The organism is Aestuariivita boseongensis (assembly GCF_001262635.1).
GTDB lineage: Bacteria > Pseudomonadota > Alphaproteobacteria > Rhodobacterales > Rhodobacteraceae > Aestuariivita > Aestuariivita boseongensis.
In genome coordinates this window covers 1-873 of the sequence record NZ_JXYH01000121.1, presented here as the reverse complement: position 1 = coordinate 873, position 873 = coordinate 1, and the positions used below count along the sequence as shown (strand labels likewise).

General features: G+C 54.8%; 1 protein-coding gene. It reads left to right on the top strand.

The features are described from left to right. The coding region (locus TR61_RS19420) for an IS481 family transposase (RefSeq protein WP_050932210.1) at positions 1-873 on the top strand (873 nt) is incomplete at both ends.

Genomic DNA, 873 nt, shown 5'->3' with positions numbered 1-873 from the left:
CCCGGCAGCAACAAACGAGAACTATGCCGACGGTTCGGTATCAGTCCGCAGACGGCTTACAAGTGGCTTAACCGCTACGCGACGCTCGGCCATTCAGGGCTGCAAGATAAATCCCGAAAACCGGCTACCAGCCCCAAGCTGACCACGCCGGCCCTGGAAGCGCAGGTCATAGCGCTCAGACAAGACCATCCAGCATGGGGTGGGCGCACGATCAGCAGCCTCTTGAAAAAGCAGATTGCTCCCAGCACCGTTACCAATGTCCTGCACCGGCACGGGCTGATTCAGCCGACTACGAAGGAGCAAGAGGCAAAGCTGAGGTTTGAACACGAGGCGCCCAACAATCTTTGGCAGATGGATTTCAAAGGGCATTTCCCGACGCAAGAAGGCAGATGCCATCCCCTGACTTTACTGGACGACCATTCACGTTTCAGTTTGGCTATTCAAGCTTGTGATAACGAGCGTGGAGCCACGGTGAAAGAAAGGTTGACCGAGGTATTCCAGCGCTTCGGATTACCGGCTCGCATCAACGTTGATAACGGACCGCCTTGGGGCTCTCCACGTAACCCTGGTGAAATCACAGAGCTGAGTATCTGGTTGATTCGTCTGGGTATTCGGATCAGTTTCAGCCGCCCTTACCACCCACAAACCAATGGAAAGATTGAGCGTTTCCATCGCTCACTCAAGGCCGAAGTACTTGAAGGGCGTCAGTTTTCCACGCTCAAGGAAGCTCAAGCAGCATTTGATCGGTGGCGTGATGTTTATAACCTGCAACGGCCCCATCAGGCGCTGGACTACAAGGTGCCTATGGACCGGTATAGAGCCAGCCCATGGGCTTATCCGCAACAGTTACCAACCTTTGAGTACGGACCGGAC